Source organism: Microbacterium meiriae (assembly GCF_025143875.1).
GTDB lineage: Bacteria > Actinomycetota > Actinomycetes > Actinomycetales > Microbacteriaceae > Microbacterium > Microbacterium meiriae.
On sequence record NZ_JAMBDU010000013.1, the window covers coordinates 16,789 to 36,707 of the forward strand.

The following is a 19,919-nucleotide window of genomic DNA, read 5'->3' on the forward strand; positions in this document are numbered from 1 at the left end:
TGGGATGCCGAAGGTCCCCGAAGTCCTCGCCCCGCGTCGCAAGTCCCGTCAGATCAAGGTGGGCAAGGTGCTTGTCGGCGGCGATGCGCCCGTCAGCGTGCAGTCGATGACGACGACGAAGACCACCGACATCAACGGGACTCTGCAGCAGATCGCGGAGCTCACCGCCTCCGGCTGCGAGATCGTCCGCGTCGCCGTGCCGTCGCAGGACGACGCGGATGTGCTGCACATCATCGCGAAGAAGAGCCAGATCCCGGTCATCGCGGACATCCACTTCCAGCCGAAGTACGTCTTCCAGGCGATCGACGCCGGCTGCGCCGCCGTGCGGGTCAACCCGGGCAACATCCGCAAGTTCGACGACCAGGTCGGCGAGATCGCCAAGGCAGCGAAGGACGCGGGTGTCTCGCTCCGTATCGGCGTCAACGCGGGCTCCCTCGACCGTCGCCTGCTCGAGAAGTACGGCAAGGCCACTCCGGAGGCCCTCGTCGAGAGCGCTGTCTGGGAGGCGTCGCTGTTCGAGGAGCACGACTTCCACGACTTCAAGATCTCGGTGAAGCACAACGACCCCGTCGTCATGGTCAAGGCCTACCGTCAGCTCGCCGAGCGGGGCGACTGGCCGCTGCACCTCGGCGTGACCGAGGCGGGACCGGCCTTCCAAGGCACGATCAAGAGCGCGACCGCCTTCGGCATCCTGCTGGGGGAGGGCATCGGCGACACCATCCGCGTCTCGCTGTCCGCGCCGCCGGCCGAGGAGGTCAAGGTCGGTCACCAGATCCTCCAGTCCCTCAACCTCCGGGAGCGCAAGCTCGAGATCGTCTCGTGCCCCTCGTGCGGTCGGGCTCAGGTCGACGTCTACACGCTCGCGGAAGACGTCACCGAGGGGCTCAAGGAGATGACGGTGCCGCTGCGCGTCGCCGTCATGGGCTGCGTCGTGAACGGCCCGGGTGAGGCACGCGAGGCCGACCTCGGCGTCGCGTCCGGCAACGGCAAGGGCCAGATCTTCGTCAAGGGCGAGGTCATCAAGACCGTCCCGGAGGCTGACATCGTCGCCACCCTCATCGAGGAGGCGAACCGCATCGCCGCCGAGATGGGCCCGGACGCTCCGCTCGGCACCGCCCAGGTCGTCACGGCCTGACTCGAGGAGCGCCGTGTCCGACATCCTCCTGCCCGCGCCGGTCCAGACGATGATCGACGCGATCAATGCCGGAGACACCGAGGCCTTCGTCGCCGCGTTCACCGCGGACGGCTTCGTGAGCGACTGGGGCACCGTGAAAGCCGGTGCCGACGGCGTGCGCGGCTGGGCGGACAGCGACGCGATCGGCGCCGGGGCACGGATGACCGTGCTCTCCGCCACCACGGACGGCGACATGACGCGCATCCGCTTCGGGTGGAGCAGTCGCGTCTTCAACGGCGAGTCCGATGGGATCTTCGTCGTCGACGACGACCGGCTCGCCAGCTTCACGATCCCACCGTCCCACTGACACCCCGTGCCTGATCGGCACCATCGTTCCGTCGTCTCTCCGAGGAGCCCCATGACCACGCCCACGATCGTCACCTTCCCGGACGGCAGCCTCCGCGGAGACGCCGTCGTGACCCGCGTGGCGGACGATGCCGACGGAGCCGTGGTCGTCGTCGACGCCACGCCGTTCCACCCCGTCGATCACACCTGGCCCGATCAGCCCGGCGATACCGGCGAGATCTCCGGCGAGGACGGAGCCGTCCACGTGACCGAGGCGCTCATGGCGGCGGTCTCGGATGACGGCGCGTTCGCGGTGGGCAGCGCGATCCCCGTCAAGCGCGGGACCGAGGGGTGGACCTGGCTGGTGGGCCACCGGCTCGATGGTGCCGCGCCCGCTTGGCTCACGGAGGGGACGCGCGTGGCGCTCTCGGTCGACGAGGCGCACCGTGCCGGCCTCAGCCGCGGTCACACCGCGTGCCACCTCGCCTCCCTCGCCCTGGATCTCGCGGTCGCGGACCTCTGGCGCAAGGACCCGGGGGAGGATGCGCTGGGAAACCCGGACTTCGAGGGACGGGCGAACCAGTCCAGCCGCATCCACGAGGACGGCGCCGTCGACGAGTACCGCCTGGGCAAGAGCCTGCGCCGCGCGGGATTCGACACCGAGACGTTCGCGGCGACGCTGTCCGACCGCGAGCACCGCATCAACGCGCAGCTCGCCGCGTGGGTCGCCTCGGCTGCCGCGAGCCGCATCGAGGTGGACGGACCGACGATCGTGGACCGGCGGCGCTGGCACTGCGAGCTCCCGGAGGGCGAGGCCGTCATCCTCTGTGGCGGCACCCACGTCCGTTCCCTCGCGGAATTCGCCGCCATCACGGTGGCCCTGGACCTGTCCGACCCTCAGCTGCTCGTGATGACGACGACTGCGACCCCCGCCTCCTGAGCCCTCGCGTCAGGCGATCACGCGAGGACAGGCGCCAGCCGCCGGTGTCGCCTGCTGTCGCGTGACTGCCTGTGAACGAGTGAGGTCAGCGCACGAACCCCGCCTGCACTCGACCACCCGCCATCGTCAGCTCCTCATCGACCCGCGCCGCGAAGCCGGGGAAGTCTCCAGCGAGCAGCGGAGTGCTGAGCTGGTCCGCGCGCTCGGGGCTCCACGCGCGCAGACGTCGGGGGAGCCACTTCCCGGATCCGATCCACTGCCCGCCGGCCAGCAGCATCAGCTCGGCCATGCGCTCGAACAGCAGGCCGGCGACGACGCGCTGCTCGAGAGGGTCCGTCGCGTCCTGGAGGTCGTCGAGGAGATCGGTGATCACGTACCGCCGGATCCGCGACTCCGTCTCACTCAGCACAGAGCCGAGAGCGAGCACAGCGGACCACCGCGTCCGCAGTTCCGCGAGCGCGGGCGTCGACCGGATCGCGGCTCCTTCCACGAGCATGTGCGCGATGACGGGGCGGTGCTGGGCCACGCCGCGGTCCGCCCACTCCCGGAACCCTTCCACCGTGTACGCGAACACCTCGAAGATCTCGTCCTCGAACGCGTGGGTGGCGGCCTCGCTCACCTGTGACACGTCGGCGAAGAGGTCGTCGTCGATGAGGAGGAGGTCGATGTCACTGGTGGGCGTGCGCTCCCCACGGGCCGTGCTCCCGGCGACGATCGCGATCCCTGCACGCGGATACCGCGCCGCGAGGAAGCGCTCGATGCGCTCTGCCTGATCCATCTCGACAGGGTATCCGGCGCGGACGCAGGCGGCCGCTGCGGTACAGGCAGTCCTGCCCGTGAGCGCCTGATTCGACGTCTTCGCCTGATCCCCGGCGGCGGGCTCAGAGGGCGAGCTCGATCTCACCCGTCCCGATGTCCACGCGCACGACGCGCACCTGCACCACATCGCCGGGCTTGGTGTCGGGGGCCACCGGCGCGGTCGTGGTCACTGCAGGGTTCGCGATCTGGACGGCGGCCCGCTCGCCCCGGAGCTCGATCACCGTGGCCTCGATGGTCTGTCCGACAAGCGGAGTGAGCAGCGCGGCCTCGACGCGGTTCACGGTGTCCGCGTCCAACTGCGACGCCCGCCGACCCGATTCCTGCATGAGCGCGGGGAGCTCTCCGAGGGAGGAGCGGACCCATCCCGGCACCGGCAGCCCGGTCGACACGGCGAGGCAGATGGCGAGCACCCAGCGGTCGACCAGTCGGCGCAGGGGTGCGGTCGCGTGCGCGTACGGTGCTCCGATCGCGGCCTGCACGGCGTCGGCGGGTGGTTCGCCGTCGAACACCAGGTACCCCGCGCCGCGGAACAGCGAGGCGGCGGCCTCCAGCACCGGGAGCGTCATCGGGTCGGAGCGGTCGAGGCCCCGGAGGTACTCGCCGTAGGTGCCGTCGGTCCACGGGCGCCCGAGTGCCTCCGTCTGGTGCCGGAAGGCAGTGAAGGCCGCCTCGTCGGGTTCCGGCATCGTGCGGAGGATGCCGACGCCCGCGTCGATCATGAGCGCGGCGGCCGCCATCCCCGTCATGAGCGACAGCTGCGCGTTCCACTCCTCGACGGGCAGCGGGCTGCGGCGCTCGATCGCATAGGAGCCGTCGTCGGTGCGCACGACCTCCTCGTCCGGCATGTTCAGGCTGGCGCCACCGCGGCGGCGCTCCTGCTCCAGACGGAGGGAGCCGATCTCCGGCAGCAGGGCCGCGTGACCGCCGTCGCCCCGGTCGAGCGCCTCCTGGGTGGAGGCGTAGTCGAGCTGGGCCCGGGAACGGATGAGGGCGCGCTCCAACCGGAAGTCGATCACGGATCCGGCCGCATCCAGGTGGAACGTCCACACCAGGGCGGAGCGGTCGACGTCGGGGAGCAGGGAGGCACGGTCCTCGCTCAGCACGGGTGGGTGCAGCGGGATCGAGCCGTCCGCGGCGTACAGGGTCTGTCCGCGCCGGCGGGCCTCCGCGTCCACGGCACCACCGGGGGTGACGAAACCCGGCACGTCCGCGATCGCGTAACGCACCCGATAGCCGTCGCCGTCCCGTTCCAGGTGGAACGCCTGGTCGAGGTCGCGGGCACCGGCCGGATCGAGGGTCGCGAACGGCACATCCGTGAGGTCGAGGTCGGGGAGAGTCGCCGTGGCGGCTTCCGCCTCCGCGAGTACGTCGGCGGGGAACTCCGTCGACGCGTCCAGATCCTCCCGAAGGGCCGAGAGCGCCGCGGCGAGCTCGGTCTGGGCGGCGGAGGGGGCGACATGCGAGCGGCGCTGGGGCATGCTGCCAGCCTAGGTCGACCGCCGCAGGGAACCCGGGCATCCGGCCCGCGTGCCCGCACCGGCCGCTAGCGTGGGGACATGACCACTGCTGCCAAGGCCCAGACCCTCGTCGGACTCTATGACGCCCCGGAGATCCTCCGCGTGGTGAACGTGTGGGACGTCGTCTCCGCGCGTGCCGTCGCCGCACTGCCGGAGACCACGGCGATCGCGACCGCCGGTCACGGCATCGCGGCGTCGTTCGGCTACGACGACGGGGGCACCCCGCGCGACGTCATGATCGACATGGTCGGACGGATCGCCGCGGCCGTGTCCGTTCCCGTCACCGCCGACCTGGACGACGGATACGGGGACGCCGGGGAGACCACCCGCCTCGCGATCGCGGCCGGCGTCGTCGGCGCGAACGTCGAGGACCGCCTCAAGCCGCTCGACGAATCGGTCGCCGTCGTCGAGTCCATCGTGAAGGCTGCGGAGGCCGAGGGCGTGCCCTTCGCCCTGAACGCCCGCACCGATGCGTTCGTGCGTGCCGGGTCGCGGCCCGTGGAGCAGAGCATCGCGGATGCCATCCAGCGCGGCCGCGCCTTCCTCGACGCCGGTGCCACCGCGGTGTTCGTCCCCGGCATCCTCGATGCGAACGTCACGCGACAGCTGGTCGAGGGCATCGGGGAGCGCAAGGTCAGCGTGATCGGAATCCCCGGGGCGCTCGCCGCATCCGAGTACGAGAAGCTCGGCGTGGCCCGCATCTCCTACGGTCCGCTGCCGCAGCGGGTGGCGCTGACCGCGCTGCAGGAGCTCGCCGAGAGCCTCTACCGCGGCGGCGTCGTGCCGCAGGGACTGCCGGCCCTCAACTGAGCGACGAGGCGGGTGACCGCGGCTCACTACACTTGAGCCGTGGTCACTCGTCTTTCGAACTTCTTCCTCCGTACGCTCCGCGAAGATCCTGCCGGTGCCGAGGTCGCCAGTCACAAGCTGCTGATCCGCGCCGGGTACATCCGACCGCAGGCAGCAGGCATCTTCGCGTGGCTGCCGCTCGGGCTGCGCGTCAAGGCGAAGATCGAGACCGTCATCCGCGAGGAGATGGCCGCCGCCGGTGCCCAGGAGGTGCACTTCCCCGCACTGATGCCGCGCGAGGCGTACGAGGCGACCGGGCGCTGGGACGAGTACGGCGACCTGCTGTTCCGCCTCCAGGACCGCAAGGGCGGCGATTACCTCCTGGCGCCGACGCACGAGGAGGCCTTCACGCTGCTGGTGAAGGACCTGTACTCGTCGTACAAGGATCTGCCGCTGACGATCTTCCAGATCCAGGACAAGTACCGCGACGAGGCCCGGCCGCGCGCCGGTCTCCTCCGCGGGCGCGAGTTCACGATGAAGGACGCCTACTCCTTCGACGCCTCGGACGAGGGGCTGGACGTGAGCTACCAGGCGCAGCGGGACGCCTACGAGCGCATCTTCCAGCGGCTGGGCCTCGAGTACGCGATCGTGCAGGCCGACGCCGGCGCGATGGGCGGTTCGCGGAGCGAGGAGTTCCTGCACCCGACGCCCGTCGGGGAGGACACCTTCGTCCGCAGCGCCGGGGGGTACGCGGCCAACGTCGAGGCCTTCAGCACGCCCGTGCCCGCTCCGGTCCCGTTCGACGCCGATGGCGCTCCGGTGATCTTCGATTCGCCCGACACGCCCACCATCGAGACTCTCGTCGCGCACTGCAACCGAGAGCTCGACGGCGAGTACACCGCCGCCGACACGCTCAAGAACGTCGTGCTCGCCCTGAAGCACCTCGACGGCACCCGTGAGCTCGTGATCGTCGGCATCCCCGGCGACCGCGAGGTGGACGAGAAGCGTGCCGAGGTGGCCTTCGCCCCTGCCGAGGTGGAGACCGCGACCGCGGACGACTTCGAGAACAACCCGCTCCTAGTGAAGGGGTACATCGGTCCCTGGTCGCCTACGGGTGCGGTGCTCGGCGAGGAGTCCGCCACGGGCATCCGCTACCTCGTCGACCCCCGCGTGAGCGAGGGCACGAGCTGGGTCACCGGCGCGAACATCGACCAGAAGCACGCGCACTCGGTCGTCGCCGGGCGCGACTTCGAGGCGGACGGCATCGTGGAGATCGCGAACGTGCGCGCCGGCGACCCGGCGCCCGACGGCTCCGGTCCGGTCGAGCTCGCCCGCGGCATGGAGATCGGTCACGTCTTCCAGCTCGGGCGGAAGTACGCGGAGGCGCTCGGCCTGAAGGTCCTCAACGAGAACGGCAAGCTCGTCACGGTCACCATGGGGTCGTATGGCATCGGCGTGACGCGGATCCTGGCGATCATCGCCGAGCTCAACAACGACGACAAGGGCCTCATCTGGCCGGCCTCGGTCGCGCCGTTCGACGTGCAGGTCGTCGCCGCCGGCCGTGACCAGGTCGCCTTCGACGTCGCGGAGGGCCTGTCCGCGCAGCTGGAGGCGGCCGGCCTCGACGTGCTCTACGACGACCGCCCGAAGGTGTCGCCCGGGGTCAAGTTCGGCGATGCCGAGCTCGTCGGCGTCCCGAAGATCGTCATCGTCGGCCGCGGAGCCGCCGACGGGCAGGTGGAGTTCTGGGACCGTCGGACGGGCGAGCGTGAGGCCGTCTCGGTCGCCGAAGCGGTGGAGCGGGTCTCCGCCGCGCGCTGAGCCGGCGCTCGGAGCGGGCCGCTCAGCAGGTGATGCGGCCGTGGTTCATGATGTCGTCGTCCGGGGTGTCTCGGGTCACCAGCGCCTTGAGCGCCCCGGCGGCCATCGCGACCTTGCCCTTCGCGGGCTCCCAGAACTCGGCGACGACCGGAGTGACCTTGAGCAGCGCGATGCCCGGGGTCCCCAGGCCGTCCTCGAACCAGATGTCGAGGGAGGGGGAGTAGAGCTCCTCCATCTTCGCGCGGTCGTGGACGATCTCCGCGGTGCCGGCGACCGACACGTAGCGCATCCCCTTGGCGTCGCAGTAGGCCAGCCCCACGTCGTGATGACGACGGGCCTCCTCGACCTTCTCGGTGTCCTCCGCCGTGAAGAACCAGATGGCGCCGGCATCGTCCATCTGCCTGGTCGACATGGGGCGGCTGACGAGGTTCCCGTCCGGATCGGTGGTCGTGAGCATGGTGAAGTCGATGTCCTCCACGAGTTCGGCGACGCGGGCGAGGGCTTCGGGACCGGTGATCTCTGTCATGTCGCCATGGTGACGCCTTCCCCGGCGGCGGGCACGGGTGTTGACACCGCTCCTTCTCCGTGCTCCGGAGCCCCGGGGTACGGTCCCTCGGCGTTGCGTCCCGCCGACCGGATGCCGCGTGGGACGCTGGGGGCATGACCGAGGAACCGCTGCCGGCAGCCCTGAGCGACGAGATCAACCGTGTGCTGGACGAGGCGGGTGTGGCCACGGACCGTCGCCTCGTGATGCGGATGCTCCGCACCGCGCTGCTGCTGGGGGAGGACGGCACCGACCGCCTCGACCTCAAGATCGCCTCCGCCGCCCTGGCCGAGATGCGGGACGCGTTCCGCCTGTTCGCGCCCTTCCGCGGGGTGCCGAAGGTGACGGTGTTCGGGTCCGCCCGCACCCTCCACGACGACCCGCTGTACCTGCAGGCGCGTGATGTCGCCGCGGCCCTCGCGAGCGACGGCTGGATGGTGGTCACGGGCGCCGGGCCGGGGATCATGCAGGCCGCGGCCGAAGGAGCCGGGCCCGCGCTGTCGCTCGGTGTCTCCATCCGTCTCCCCTTCGAGGAGAAGGCGAACAGCCTGGTCGCGGGAAGCGATCAGGTCGTCGCGATGAAGTACTTCTTCACCCGCAAGCTCATGCTCATCAAGGAGTCGAGCGGCTTCATCTGCCTCCCCGGCGGATTCGGCACGCTGGATGAGATGTTCGAGCTGCTCACCCTCCAGCAGACGGGCAAGGCCGAGCCCACGCCGATCGTGCTGCTCGACGAGAAGGGCGCATCGTTCTGGCAGGGCATGCGGCGCTTCGTCGACGAGCACCTCGCGCCGATGGGGGTGATCTCCCCCGGTGACTTCGATCGGGTCGTCGTCACCGATTCCGTGGAGGAGGCTCGCGCCGAGATCACGGGGTTCTGGCGCAACTACGATTCGCTGCGGTGGGTCGGCGACACCCTGGTGCTGCGCCTCAAGGCCGAGCCGACAGACGCCGAGATCGAGGAGCTCAACGCCGGCTTCGCAGGGCTGCTGTCCACCGGGCGCATCGAGCGCACGGCTCCGCGGTCCCCGGAGGTCGCCGACGACGACCGGCTCGACCTCCCGCGCCTCGCCCTGCACCTGAATCAGCGTCAGGTGGGCAATCTCTTCCGTCTGATCGGGGCCCTCAACGCGCTCCCGTCCGCGCCGAGGGTCTGACCCCGCGACGCATCCCACGACGCAACAGGCTCCCACGCGGAATCAGGCTGTTCCCGCGGTGGGCGCCTGCTGCCGCGCGAATGCCTGTGCCCGGGCCCGGATGGCCCGGGGGCGCGGCACACGGTATCGTGGTACGGATGTCGCGCGTGCATTCGGGCGCGACGAGAGCTGAATAGGGAGGCCGTCATGGACATCGAACTGAGTCTGCTGCGAGGGATCGAGAAGGAGAAGGCGATCCCGTTCGACGAGCTCGTCGCGATCATCGAGCAGGCGATCCTGACCGCGTACTCCAAGCACGTCTCGCCCGAGGGCGCCGCGCCGGAGGGCGTCCGCGTGCACCTCGACCGCAAGACCGGCCACGTCGCCGTCCTCCAGGTCGTCCGCGACGACGAGGGTGCGATCATCGGCGAAGAGGAGGCGACGCCCGACGACTTCGGGCGCATCGCCGCGTTCGCCGCCAAGCAGGTCATCAGCCAGCGCCTCCGGGACATCGCCGACGACGCCGTCCTCGGCGAGTTCAAGGGCAAGGAGGGCGACATCGTCGCCGGCGTGATCCAGCAGGGGCCCAACCCGCGCATGATCCACGTCGACCTCGGCTCCGTCGAGGCGATCCTCCCGCCCGAGGAGCAGGTGCCCGGCGAGGAGTACACGCACGGGTCCCGTCTGCGCGTCTACGTCACCAGCGTCGCCAAGGGGCTCAAGGGTCCGCAGATCACCGTGTCGCGCACGCACCCCGGCCTCGTCCGCAAGCTCTTCGCCCTCGAGGTGCCGGAGATCGCCGCCGGACTCGTCGAGATCGTCGCGCTCGCGCGTGAGGCGGGCCACCGCACCAAGATCGCGGTGAAGGCCAACGACCCGGCGATCAACGCCAAGGGGGCGTGCATCGGTGAGATGGGGCGCCGTGTGCGAGCCGTCACGGAGGAGCTGGCGGGGGAGAAGATCGACATCGTCGACTACGACGCCGACCTGCCGACGTTCGTGGCGCACGCGCTGTCGCCCGCCAAGGTCACGAGCTCGTTCGTCCTCGACGCGAGCACCAAGGCCGTCCGCGCCCTCGTGCCCGACTACCAGCTGTCGCTCGCGATCGGCAAGGAGGGTCAGAACGCGCGTCTGGCCGCCAAGCTCACGGGTGCGAAGATCGACATCCAGCCGGACAGCGTCCTCGACTGATCCCGGTCCGTCCTCGACGCCACGCCCGGTGGCGGCGAGGACGGACGGAACGCAGGTGTAAGATGGAACCCGTACGAACGTGCGTCGGTTGCCGCACGCGTGCTCCCCGCTCCACTCTGCTCAGGGTGGTTGCCCAGAACGACACCCTCATCCCCGATGAGCGTGCTGTCCTGCCGGGGCGCGGCGCGTGGGTGCATCCGACACCCGAGTGCATGGAAGCCGCTCTGCGGCGTCGAGCTTTCGGAAGAGCACTGCGTGTGACCACTCAGCTGGACACACGGACCTTCGAACAGCACCCACCAAGAAACAAAGGCTGAACAGCTATGGAAACAAAGTGAACGGCTCGAAATGAGACCCGTCCGCGACTAGTGGTCTGCCCTGTCTGGGCAGACCGACCCAGACAGGAGAATTGTGGCTGGTAAACCACGCGTACATGAGATCGCCGCCGAACTCGGCGTCGACAGCAAGGTCGCACTTGCGAAGCTCAAGGAACTCGGCGAGTTCGTGAAGAGCCCGTCTTCGACGGTCGAGCCCCCGGTGGCGCGCAAGCTGCGCGCCGCGATCGAGGCCGACCCGTCCCTCAAGGCCGGGTCCGAGCCCGCTGCGGCGAAGCCCGCCGCGAAGCCGGCACCGAAGTCCTCGGCGCCCACCCCTGGCCCGAAGCCCGGACCCAAGCCGGGTCCTGCGGCTCCGGCCGCCCCGGCACCGGCGCCCGCCCCCGAGGCGGAGAAGGCTCCGGCACCGTCGGCGCCCGCGAAGCCCGCGGCTCCGGCCCCGGCCGCGCCGTCCTCCGGTGACGGCAACGCGCCGAAGCCCGGCGCGCCCCGTCCCGGCAACAACCCGTTCTCGTCCGCTCAGGGCATGGGCCAGCGTCCCGCCGGCCCTCGTCCCGGCAACAACCCCTTCGCCTCGGCGCAGGGGATGGGCCAGCGGCCGACCCCCGGCAACATCCCGCGTCCGCAGGCGCCGCGCCCCGGTGCTCCGCGCCCGGGTGCCCCGCGTCCCGGCTCGCCGCGTCCCGGTGCTCCCCGCGGCGGCCAGGGTGGTCGTCCCGGTGCTCCGTTCCAGCAGCGTACGGGCGGTCCCGGTCGCCCCGGCGGCGGTGGCGGTCCCGGTGCGGGTCCCCGTCCCGGTGGCGGTTTCGCCGGTCGTCCGGGTGGCGGCGGTGGCCGTGGCCGTGGTCCCGGTGGTGGTACCGCCGGTGCCTTCGGTAAGGGCGGCGGCAAGAGCAAGCAGCGCAAGTCGCGGCGGGCGAAGCGGCAAGAGTTCGAGATGCGGAGCGCCCCGGTCGTCGGTGGCGTCAACGTCACCCGCGGCAACGGGGAGATCATCCGCATGCGTCGCGGTGCGTCCATCGCGGACTTCGCCGACAAGATCGAGGCCCTGACCGGCTACACGGTGCAGCCGGGCACCCTCGTCACGATCCTCTTCAACCTCGGCGAGATGGCCACGGCCACCGAGTCGCTGGATGAGGCCACGTTCGAGGTCCTCGGTGAGGAGCTGGGCTACAAGGTCCAGATGGTCTCGCCCGAGGACGAGGACAAGGAGCTCCTCGAGGGCTTCGGTCTCGACCTCGAGAAGGAGCTGGAGGAGGAGAGCGAGGACGACCTAGAGATCCGTCCCCCGGTCGTCACCGTCATGGGTCACGTCGACCACGGTAAGACGCGCCTCCTCGACGCGATCCGTCAGACCAACGTCATCGAGGGTGAGGCCGGCGGCATCACCCAGCACATCGGTGCTTACCAGGTCTGGACCGAGCACGACGGCATCGAGCGGGCGATCACGTTCATCGACACCCCGGGTCACGAGGCGTTCACCGCCATGCGTGCCCGTGGTGCGCAGGTCACCGACCTCGCGATCCTCGTGGTCGCGGCCGACGACGGCATCATGCCGCAGACGGTCGAGGCGCTGAACCACGCCCAGGCGGCGAACGTGCCGATCGTGGTCGCGGTGAACAAGGTCGACAAGCCGGAGGCCAACCCGGCCAAGGTGCGTCAGCAGCTCACCGAATACGGTCTGGTGGCCGAGGAGTACGGCGGCGACGTCATGTTCGTCGACGTGTCGGCCCGTGCCAACACCGGCATCCAGGAGCTCCTGGACGCGGTGCTGCTCACCGCCGACGCGGGACTCGACCTCACTGCCAACCCGAACAAGGCCGCTCGCGGTGTCGCCATCGAGGCGAAGCTCGACAAGGGCCGCGGTTCGGTCGCGACGGTGCTGATCCAGTCCGGAACCCTCCGGGTCGGCGATGCGATCGTGGCGGGCACCGCCTACGGCCGTGTCCGCGCGATGATCGACGAGAACGGCGAGGTCGTCGAGGCGGCTGCGCCGTCCCGACCGGTCCAGGTGCAGGGTCTGAACTCCGTGCCGCGCGCCGGCGACGTCTTCATCGTCACCGAGGAAGACCGCATGGCGCGTCAGATCGCGGAGAAGCGCGAAGCCGTCGAGCGCAACGCCCAGCTGGCCAAGGCCCGCAAGCGCATCTCGCTCGAGGACTTCACCCGTGCTCTCGAAGAGGGCAAGGTCGAGTCGCTCAACCTCATCATCAAGGGTGACGTCTCCGGTGCCGTCGAGGCGCTGGAGGAGTCCCTCCTCAAGATCGAGGTCGACGATTCGGTGCAGCTGCGCATCATCCACCGCGGTGTCGGTGCGATCACCGAGTCCGACGTGAACCTGGCGACGATCGACAACGCGATCATCGTGGGCTTCAACGTCCGCCCCGACACGAAGGCGCGCGAGCGTGCTCAGCGTGAGGGCGTGGACATCCGCTTCTACTCCGTCATCTACAACGCGATCGACGAGATCGAGAGCTCGCTCAAGGGCATGCTCAAGCCGGAGTACGAAGAGGTCCAGTCGGGTGTCGCCGAGATCCGCGAGGTGTTCCGCTCCTCGAAGTTCGGCAACATCGCCGGTGTCATCGTGCGGTCCGGGACGATCACGCGCAACGCGAAGGCCCGTGTCATCCGAGACGGCGTCGTCATCGCCGATGGCCTCGCCATCGAGTCGCTGCGCCGGTTCAAGGACGACGTCACCGAGGTGCGGACGGACTACGAGGCCGGTATCGGCCTCGGCAAGTACAACGACATCCAGATCGGCGACGAGATCGAGACGACCGAGATGGTGGAGAAGCCGCGCGGCTGATCCGCACGGCTCCGGCGGCTGCCTCCTCCTCCCATGACGGGGGAGGGGGCAGCCGCCTCCGCGGTTCGCTGGGAACCGCGATGCACAGAGGTGGGAGAAGGAACAATGGCTGGTGAACGACAGGCCCGACTCGCGGATCGCATCCGCGTGATCCTCGCCGAGCGCTTGGAGAAGGGGCTGCGCGACCCGCGTCTCGGCTTCGTGACCATCACCGACGTCCGCGTGAGCGGCGACCTGCAGCACGCTTCCGTGTTCTACACGGTGCTCGGTACGGAAGAGGAGCGCCTCGCCAGCGGTGCCGCGCTCACGTCCGCGACCGGAATGCTGCGCAGCGAGGTCGGTCGACAGCTCAGCACGCGACTCGTCCCCACGCTCGAGTTCATCCCGGACGCCCTCCCGGAGAACGCGGATCACATCACCGCCCTGCTCCGTGAGGCGCAGGAGCGGGACGCGGAGGTCGCCAAGCTGGCCTCTTCCGCGACCCACGCCGGTGAGGCCGACCCCTACCGTGCGGACGACGACGAGGACTGATCCCGTCTGATACCCTCAGGTCCGCGGCGGGACAACCGGTGGATCTGGGGGGATCGACATCGAGTCTCGGAACGCGCCTGCGGGGTCGTCCGTCGCGCCCGGCGACGTCGAGGCGCTGCTGGACGAGCTTCGGGCTCGAGAGCTCGCGTGTGCCCCGCACGTAGCCGCGCGGCTCGTCGCCGCGCTTCCGGAGGATCAGGCTGCCGTCATGGCGGTGGCGGCCCGCCTCACACCGGAGCAGCGGCGAGGTCTCGGCCGGCTGCCGTGGCCGCTGCCGTCCGCCGCCGATGCCGTCCCTCTCGGCATGCTGTCGACCCCGGACCGGCTGCTGCTGCTCACCGTGGCGTTGGCGTTCGAGGATGACCTCTATCCGGTTCTCGCGGTGGACGGGCGCGGCGTGGAGGAGGTGCGGGCGAGCGGCGCCTCGCCTTACCTGGTGATCCACGCGGGACGCGTCCGGTTCGCCGATCCCCGGATGGAGACGCGAGTGCACGCGACCGCGTCGGCGGCTGAGGTCGCGTATACTCACGCGCGCCTCGCCGCGGTCGCCGTCCGGCGGCGAGATCGGGTGGCTGCGGCCTGGCATCGCGCCCGTGGAGGCGCCGCCCGCGATCGTCTGTCCGCGGCGGCGTTGACGGCGGGTGCCCGCGCCGCGGCCGCAGAGGGACGCACGGAACGCGTGCTGCTGCTCGCCGCCGAGGCCGCGAAGCACGCGGCCGGCGACATCGGCGAGGAAGCGCGAGTGCTCGCCGGGTGCGCGGCGCTCGCATGCGGTCATGCGGCGGATGCCGAAGAATGGTTGGGAAGCCTCGTCTGCGGTGCCGCCGAGCACCGTCGGGGGCGAGCGCTCGGACCGTTCCTCGTCGCCCGCACGTTCCGGTACGGAGCGGTGCCGGCCGTCGATCCGCAGCGGCTCGCTCCGCTGCGTACGGCGGACGGCGACTCCTGGGCGCGGTCCGCGGCGCTCCTGGCGATCCTGTGCGCGGAGCGCGGTGACCGCAGGGCGGGGCGCCGCTGGCTCGCCGATGTCCGTGACGGTGCCTCGCGCGTCGGCGGGGACGGCGTCCTGCGGGACGCGGTCGAGTCGCTGTGCGGCCTCCTCGCCGGGGAGGTCGTCACGGGTGACGTGCCAGGAGCCGGCGGGCTGCTGGGCGCCGTGTCGGGGGCGCTGTTCGCCGCGTGCGGCGGCGACATCGACGAGGGCCTGCGGCTGCTGCAGACCGCGGATCTCCCCGGGGTGGGGGAGCGCGATCCGATGAACCCCGGTTTCGAGCACAGCCCACTGGGCCGGGCCTACCGGATCGTCACCGAGGTGCTGCTTCTGGTCTGGCGGGGAGACATCGGTCGCGCCAGGCTGCTGCTGCGGCGGGCAGCGGTCGAGCTCCCCGTTGCGATCCCGTTCGCGGGACTCGGCGTGGTGCTGGCGCGGCGGCTCGATCTCGCGGTCCTCGGCGCTTTCAGCCCGATCGCCAGGGCTCTCACCGCCGTGCTCCCTCCGGCCGCAGACATGGACGTACTGGTGGACCGCGCTGTCGAGGCGTTCCTGAACGGCTCCTTCGAGGCGGCCGCCGGTGCGATCGGGCTGTGGCGGGATCGCGGGGAGCCGCAGGCGCGCTTCGCGGTGCCGGGGGTGGAGGAGGTCGTGCTCGTCCCCGAGGCCGGACGGGCGTCACCGGCGGTGCGCCCACCGGAGACGGAGTTCGCCGACGCCCTGCGTCACGCCGTCGCGGCGTCCGGCGACGGTGCCTGGCGCACGGAGCAGGAGACCCTGCGAGAGGCGGCACGACGGCTTCGGTCGCCCTTCGCCCGCGGCCGTGTCGAGACGCTGTTGGGGGTCAGGTCCGGGCTGCACGGGGATCCGATCGAGGCCCGCAGTCACCTCGCGCAGGCCGAGATACTGTTCGAGGCCGCCGGGGCGAGCGCGTGGGGGCGTGCCGTCCGCCGGCGTCTGCAGCGGCTGGAGACCGACCCGCATGTCACGGGCGGCGCGCATCTCCCCGTGTGCCGGAGCGCCTGGGCGCAGCGGCTGACGTCGCGGGAGCTGGAGGTCGCGATGCTCGCCGTCGAAGGGACGGGGAACCGCGCGATCGCGGAGCGCCTGTCGGTGTCGATCCGGACGGTCGAGGTGCATCTCGGACGCGTGTTCGCGAAGCTGCACGTGCGCAATCGTGTCGAGCTGACCGTGTTGGCGCACCGGACCGAGCAGTACCTCTGAGCAGCGCTCACCGCGGCAGCGAGAGTCCCTTCCCGTCCGCTTCCGCGAGTCCGTCTGCGATCAGGGAATCGATCGCCCGATCCCGCTGATGCAGGTCGGGCCATGCCGGGAGGACCGCCGTGAGCGGAACCGGCTCGGGGGCCGCATCGCGCAGGAGCCGGAGCACGGCGCCGCGGGCCTGGCGGTCCGACCCCTCGAACGTGGCCTGTCGCCGTCGCTCGTCTCCGGTATCGGGTCGGCCGGCTGCGAGCCACGCGCAGGTGTCAGCCAGCGGGCAGCGCTCGCACCGGGGCGCGCGCGACGTGCAGATCGTCGCGCCGAGTTCCATCGCCGCGGCGTTGAGGACGCTCGCCTCAGTCACCCCCTCGGGAAGCAGGGAGGACATGAGAGCGAGGTCGCGGCGGGATGGTGGCCCCGGCTGCGCCCGTCCATCGACGGCTCGTGCCAGGACGCGCCGTGTATTGGTGTCGACGACGGGATGTCGGTCGCCGTACGCGAAGACGGCCACGGCACGGGCGGTGTAGTCGCCGATGCCGGAGAGGGCGAGGAGGGCGTCGACGTCGCGCGGCACGACGCCTCCGTGCCGTTCGACCACCTCGATGGCGGCCCGGTGCAGCCACAGGGCCCGCCGCGGATAGCCGAGGTTCGCCCACTGGTGCACGACGTCCGCCGTGGACGCTGTCGCCATCGCGCGGGGCGTGGGCCACCGTGTCAGCCACGCGTCGAGATGCGGGATCACCCGGGTCACGGGCGTCTGCTGCAGCATGAACTCACTCACCAGGACGCCCCAGGCGCCGAACGTCGCATGGAAGTCCGGCCGGCGCCACGGGAGGTCGCGTGCCGCCTCGGCGTACCAGCCGAGCAGGGGCGTCAACGTCGCAGGGGACGGTGCGGGCGCGGCCATCCCTCCAGCCTAGGCGAGCGGTCGCCGCTCTCGGCCTCGGTAGGCTGGAGGGATGGCGACCCCCGGTATCCTCCTCGTCGACAAGCCCGGCGGGCTGACCAGTCACGACGTGGTCGCCCGCACCCGACGGGCCTTCGGGACCCGCAAGGTCGGCCACGCCGGGACTCTCGACCCGATGGCGACGGGGCTGCTCGTCATCGGCATCGAGGGTGCGACCCGCCTCCTCACGTACATCGTGGGCGCCGACAAGACCTACGAGGCGACCATCCGGCTCGGTGCCGTCACCTCCACGGATGACGCGGAGGGCGAGATCCTCCACACTGCGGACCCCGCCGCCCTCGTCGCTGTCGAAGACGCGGCGATCGATGCCGGGGTGGCCGCGCTGACGGGCGCGATCTCCCAGGTCCCGAGCGCGGTGTCGGCGATCAAGGTCGACGGTCGTCGCGCGTACGACCGGGTCCGTGCGGGGGAGGAGGTCGTCCTCGAGCCGCGGGAGGTCGTCGTCTCCCGGTTCGATGTCCTCGCCCGTCGCCGCGACGACCACGCCCTCGACCTCGATGTCGTGGTGGACTGCTCGTCCGGCACCTACATCCGCTCGCTCGCCCGCGACCTGGGCGCTGCCCTCGGCGTCGGCGGTCACCTGACGGCGCTCCGCCGCACCCGCGTCGGCCCGTTCGACGTGCGCGACGCGGTGTCGATCGACGCGCTCGACACCGCTCCCGTGCTCACCCCCGGCGAGGCCGCCGCTCGCGTGCTCCCCGTACTCCCCGTCACGGCGGACGAGGCCCGCGATCTGCGCCACGGCAAGCGTCTGGCGGGGCAGGCGGTGCGCCTGGACGGTCCGCTCGCCGCGGCCATCGAGGACGACGGCGCGCTGGTGGGGATCGTCGAGAAGCGCGGCGCCGATGTGAAGAGTGCCATGAACATGCCGGAGGTCTCCCGATGATCCTGTGGTTCACGATCGTGGAGATCGTCGTCGCCGTCGCCGCCGGGCTCTTCTGCCTCGGTGCCGGGTTCGCCGGTCGGCGCCCCAGCGACTTCTCGGTGGGCGCACTCGCGCTCGTCGAGCTGCTGCTGCTCGTGCAGGTCGTGGTCGCCATCGTCGCGCCCCTCGCGGGGAATCCGCCGACCGGGGACCTGCTGGAGTTCTGGGTGTATCTCGTCTCGGCGGCTCTGCTCCCGATCGGTGCGGTGCTCTGGGCCCTCATGGAGCGCAGCCGGTGGAGCACTGTCGTTCTCGGCGTGGCCGCCCTCGCTATCGCGATCATGCTGTGGCGCATGCAGGTCATCTGGACGATCCAGGTCGCCTGAGCGCGGGCCGGGAGCGGACGCCGGGCGGCTCACCCGGCTCTAGGATGGAATGCGCTATGAGCTCCACCGCCCCCTCCACCCGGATGACCGGTATCGGTCGTGTCCTGGTGATCGTCTACGCCGTGATGGCGCTGGCGGCCACCGGGCGCAGCTTCGTGCAGATCGTCCGTCGATTCGACGAGGCCCCGCTGGCCTACACGCTGTCTGCGCTCGCCGCGGTCGTGTACGTCCTGGCGACGCTCGCACTCGTCTTCGCGCGGCGTCGGGGCTGGTACACCGTCGCGTGGGTCGCGATCGTGTTCGAGCTCACCGGCGTCCTGGTCGTCGGCGTCCTCAGCCTCGTCCTCCCCGAGCTCTTCCAGCACGAGACCGTGTGGTCGCTGTTCGGGCGCGGTTACCTCTTCATCCCTCTCGTCCTCCCGGTCTTCGGGATCTGGTGGCTCCGCACGCACCGGCCCGTCGAGGCCGCGCGTCCGGTCGAGGTCGCCGCGTGATCGTGTTCCGGAATCCGGACGAGGTCCCGGACGGCTACGGCCCCAGCGCCGTCGCCATCGGGAAGTTCGACGGCGTGCACGAGGGGCACCGGGCGGTCATCCGCCGTCTGGAGGAGGCCGCCGCGGCCTCGGGGAGCCGTGCCGTCGCGGTGACGTTCGACCGCAACCCGCTCGCCGTGATCCGTCCGGACCGGTGCCCCGAGAACGTCGTGACCGTCGACCGCAAGCTGGAACTCCTCAGCGAGCTCGGACTCGACGCGACGCTCGTGCTCACGTTCGACGAGACGCTCGCCGCCCGCAGCGCCGAGGACTTCGTCGTCGACATCCTCGTCGGCGCGCTGCACGTGTCCACCGTGCTCGTCGGTGCCGACTTCCGCTTCGGGCACCGGGGTGCAGGAACGCCCGAGCTGCTGCGCGCACTCGGCCCCCGCTACGGCTTCTCGGTCGAGGTCGTGGACGACGTCTACCTTCCGGGTTCCAGCAGACGGGTCTCGTCGAGCTGGATCCGCGAGCTGTTGATGGCGGGGGATGTCGCCGAGGCCACTCGCGCGCTCGGACGGTATCCCGACGTGCGCGGCGTCGTGGTCCACGGCCTGAAGCGCGGACGCGAGCTCGGCTTCCCGACCGCGAACCTCTCCACGATCGTCGACGCGTTCGTGCCCGCCGACGGCGTCTACGCCGGATGGCTCGTCGACCACGACACGGGGATCCGGCATCCGTCGGCGATCTCGGTGGGAACGAACCCCACCTTCGACGACGTGCTCGTGCGTCAGGTCGAGGCCCATGTGCTGGGGGAGACCGGTCTCGACCTCTACGGTCATGACGTGACGGTCGAGTTCGTCGAGCGGCTGCGCGGCATGGTCGCGTTCGAGGGCATCGAGAAGCTGATGACGCAGATGGCCGCCGACGTCGCGCAGGCCGCGGCCATCCTCGACGAACCCGTGTAACACGGCGGCACCCTGCTTCCGCGGCCGGGGGCCGGGATGGCATAGAATGGCATCAGGCTCCCACCGGTCCCGCACGTATCGCGTGCTCCGGCGGGAACACCGATCCACAGTCCGCACGGTCCTGGCTCACGCCACACGCGGACGACGAGAACGGCTCACG

The 19,919-nt window shown here is 70.8% G+C and carries 19 protein-coding genes; 15 read left to right on the plus strand and 4 right to left on the minus strand.

All coding sequences use genetic code 11. The features are described 5' to 3' along the window. Window positions 1-4: 4 nt before the first annotated feature. The 3 genes from ispG to M4D53_RS09630 are packed head-to-tail and all read left to right on the plus strand — an operon-like array spanning window position 5 to window position 2,399. Window positions 5-1,135, plus strand: a complete 1,131-nt coding sequence (gene ispG / locus M4D53_RS09620; protein ID WP_025103167.1) for a flavodoxin-dependent (E)-4-hydroxy-3-methylbut-2-enyl-diphosphate synthase — start codon at window positions 5-7, stop codon at window positions 1,133-1,135. A gap of 13 nt (window positions 1,136-1,148) precedes the next feature. Continuing rightward, the gene (locus M4D53_RS09625; RefSeq protein WP_259953701.1) at window positions 1,149-1,481 is read left to right on the plus strand and encodes a nuclear transport factor 2-like protein; all 333 of its coding nucleotides are present in this window, start codon (window positions 1,149-1,151) and stop codon (window positions 1,479-1,481) included. A 51-nt stretch (window positions 1,482-1,532) separates the two neighbouring features. Then, window positions 1,533-2,399 carry an alanyl-tRNA editing protein gene (locus M4D53_RS09630; RefSeq protein ID WP_259953702.1) on the plus strand — a complete coding sequence of 289 codons (867 nt, stop codon included), beginning with the start codon at window positions 1,533-1,535 and terminating at the stop codon, window positions 2,397-2,399. Window positions 2,400-2,484: 85 nt separating this feature from the next. Here the strand turns inward: M4D53_RS09630 and M4D53_RS09635 are convergent, their stop codons facing one another. After that, the gene (locus M4D53_RS09635) at window positions 2,485-3,177 is read right to left on the minus strand and encodes a nucleotidyltransferase domain-containing protein (RefSeq protein WP_259953703.1); all 693 of its coding nucleotides are present in this window, start codon (window positions 3,175-3,177) and stop codon (window positions 2,485-2,487) included. A 103-nt stretch (window positions 3,178-3,280) separates the two neighbouring features. Further along, window positions 3,281-4,696: an RNB domain-containing ribonuclease gene (locus M4D53_RS09640; protein ID WP_259953704.1), complete on the minus strand. Its 1,416-nt coding sequence runs from the start codon at window positions 4,694-4,696 to the stop codon at window positions 3,281-3,283. A 78-nt stretch (window positions 4,697-4,774) separates the two neighbouring features. Between M4D53_RS09640 and M4D53_RS09645 the strand changes: the two genes are divergently transcribed. Together M4D53_RS09645 and M4D53_RS09650 are read left to right on the plus strand one after the other, a co-directional pair. Further along, entirely contained in the window at window positions 4,775-5,545 is a 771-nt protein-coding gene (locus tag M4D53_RS09645) for an isocitrate lyase/PEP mutase family protein (RefSeq protein ID WP_187663840.1), read from the plus strand. Window positions 5,546-5,584: 39 nt separating this feature from the next. Continuing rightward, window positions 5,585-7,345: a proline--tRNA ligase gene (locus M4D53_RS09650; RefSeq protein ID WP_187663841.1), complete on the plus strand. Its 1,761-nt coding sequence runs from the start codon at window positions 5,585-5,587 to the stop codon at window positions 7,343-7,345. 22 nt (window positions 7,346-7,367) lie between these two features. Here M4D53_RS09650 and M4D53_RS09655 read toward each other — a convergent pair whose 3' ends face one another. Continuing rightward, window positions 7,368-7,871: a pyridoxamine 5'-phosphate oxidase family protein gene (locus M4D53_RS09655; RefSeq protein ID WP_187663842.1), complete on the minus strand. Its 504-nt coding sequence runs from the start codon at window positions 7,869-7,871 to the stop codon at window positions 7,368-7,370. 134 nt (window positions 7,872-8,005) lie between these two features. Here M4D53_RS09655 and M4D53_RS09660 point away from each other — a divergent pair, with 134 nt between their 5' ends. The 6 genes from M4D53_RS09660 to M4D53_RS09685 all read left to right on the plus strand — a co-directional run bounded on the left by M4D53_RS09660 (window position 8,006) and on the right by M4D53_RS09685 (window position 16,103). Next, on the plus strand, window positions 8,006-9,046 hold the full coding sequence (locus tag M4D53_RS09660; RefSeq protein WP_259953705.1) for an LOG family protein: 1,041 nt from the start codon (window positions 8,006-8,008) through the stop codon (window positions 9,044-9,046). 186 nt (window positions 9,047-9,232) lie between these two features. Further along, complete coding sequence (gene nusA / locus M4D53_RS09665) at window positions 9,233-10,216, plus strand: transcription termination factor NusA (protein ID WP_187663844.1); 984 nt, start codon at window positions 9,233-9,235, stop codon at window positions 10,214-10,216. 62 nt (window positions 10,217-10,278) lie between these two features. Beyond that, window positions 10,279-10,533, plus strand: coding sequence for a YlxR family protein (locus M4D53_RS09670; protein ID WP_083391685.1), 255 nt, complete (start codon window positions 10,279-10,281; stop codon window positions 10,531-10,533). Between the two features lie 94 nt (window positions 10,534-10,627). Next, window positions 10,628-13,357: a translation initiation factor IF-2 gene (gene infB, locus M4D53_RS09675; protein WP_187663846.1), complete on the plus strand. Its 2,730-nt coding sequence runs from the start codon at window positions 10,628-10,630 to the stop codon at window positions 13,355-13,357. A gap of 105 nt (window positions 13,358-13,462) precedes the next feature. Then, entirely contained in the window at window positions 13,463-13,888 is a 426-nt protein-coding gene (gene rbfA, locus M4D53_RS09680) for a 30S ribosome-binding factor RbfA (protein ID WP_187663847.1), read from the plus strand. Between the two features lie 208 nt (window positions 13,889-14,096). Beyond that, the gene (locus M4D53_RS09685; protein WP_259953708.1) at window positions 14,097-16,103 is read left to right on the plus strand and encodes a helix-turn-helix domain-containing protein; all 2,007 of its coding nucleotides are present in this window, start codon (window positions 14,097-14,099) and stop codon (window positions 16,101-16,103) included. A gap of 7 nt (window positions 16,104-16,110) precedes the next feature. Here M4D53_RS09685 and M4D53_RS09690 read toward each other — a convergent pair whose 3' ends face one another. Then, on the minus strand, window positions 16,111-17,007 hold the full coding sequence (locus tag M4D53_RS09690; protein ID WP_187663849.1) for an iron-sulfur binding domain-containing protein: 897 nt from the start codon (window positions 17,005-17,007) through the stop codon (window positions 16,111-16,113). Between the two features lie 52 nt (window positions 17,008-17,059). Here M4D53_RS09690 and truB point away from each other — a divergent pair, with 52 nt between their 5' ends. The 4 genes from truB to M4D53_RS09710 are packed head-to-tail and all read left to right on the plus strand — an operon-like array spanning window position 17,060 to window position 19,759. Beyond that, window positions 17,060-17,953, plus strand: a complete 894-nt coding sequence (gene truB / locus M4D53_RS09695; protein ID WP_187663850.1) for a tRNA pseudouridine(55) synthase TruB — start codon at window positions 17,060-17,062, stop codon at window positions 17,951-17,953. Continuing rightward, window positions 17,950-18,318, plus strand: a complete 369-nt coding sequence (locus tag M4D53_RS09700) for a hypothetical protein (RefSeq protein ID WP_187663851.1) — start codon at window positions 17,950-17,952, stop codon at window positions 18,316-18,318. Before truB ends, M4D53_RS09700 begins: the two co-directional genes overlap by 4 nt. Window positions 18,319-18,374: 56 nt before the next feature. Then, window positions 18,375-18,812: a hypothetical protein gene (locus tag M4D53_RS09705; protein ID WP_232089220.1), complete on the plus strand. Its 438-nt coding sequence runs from the start codon at window positions 18,375-18,377 to the stop codon at window positions 18,810-18,812. Then, window positions 18,809-19,759, plus strand: a complete 951-nt coding sequence (locus M4D53_RS09710) for a bifunctional riboflavin kinase/FAD synthetase (RefSeq protein WP_187663852.1) — start codon at window positions 18,809-18,811, stop codon at window positions 19,757-19,759. The genes M4D53_RS09705 and M4D53_RS09710 overlap by 4 nt, the downstream gene beginning before the upstream one ends. Window positions 19,760-19,919: the final 160 nt, after the last annotated feature.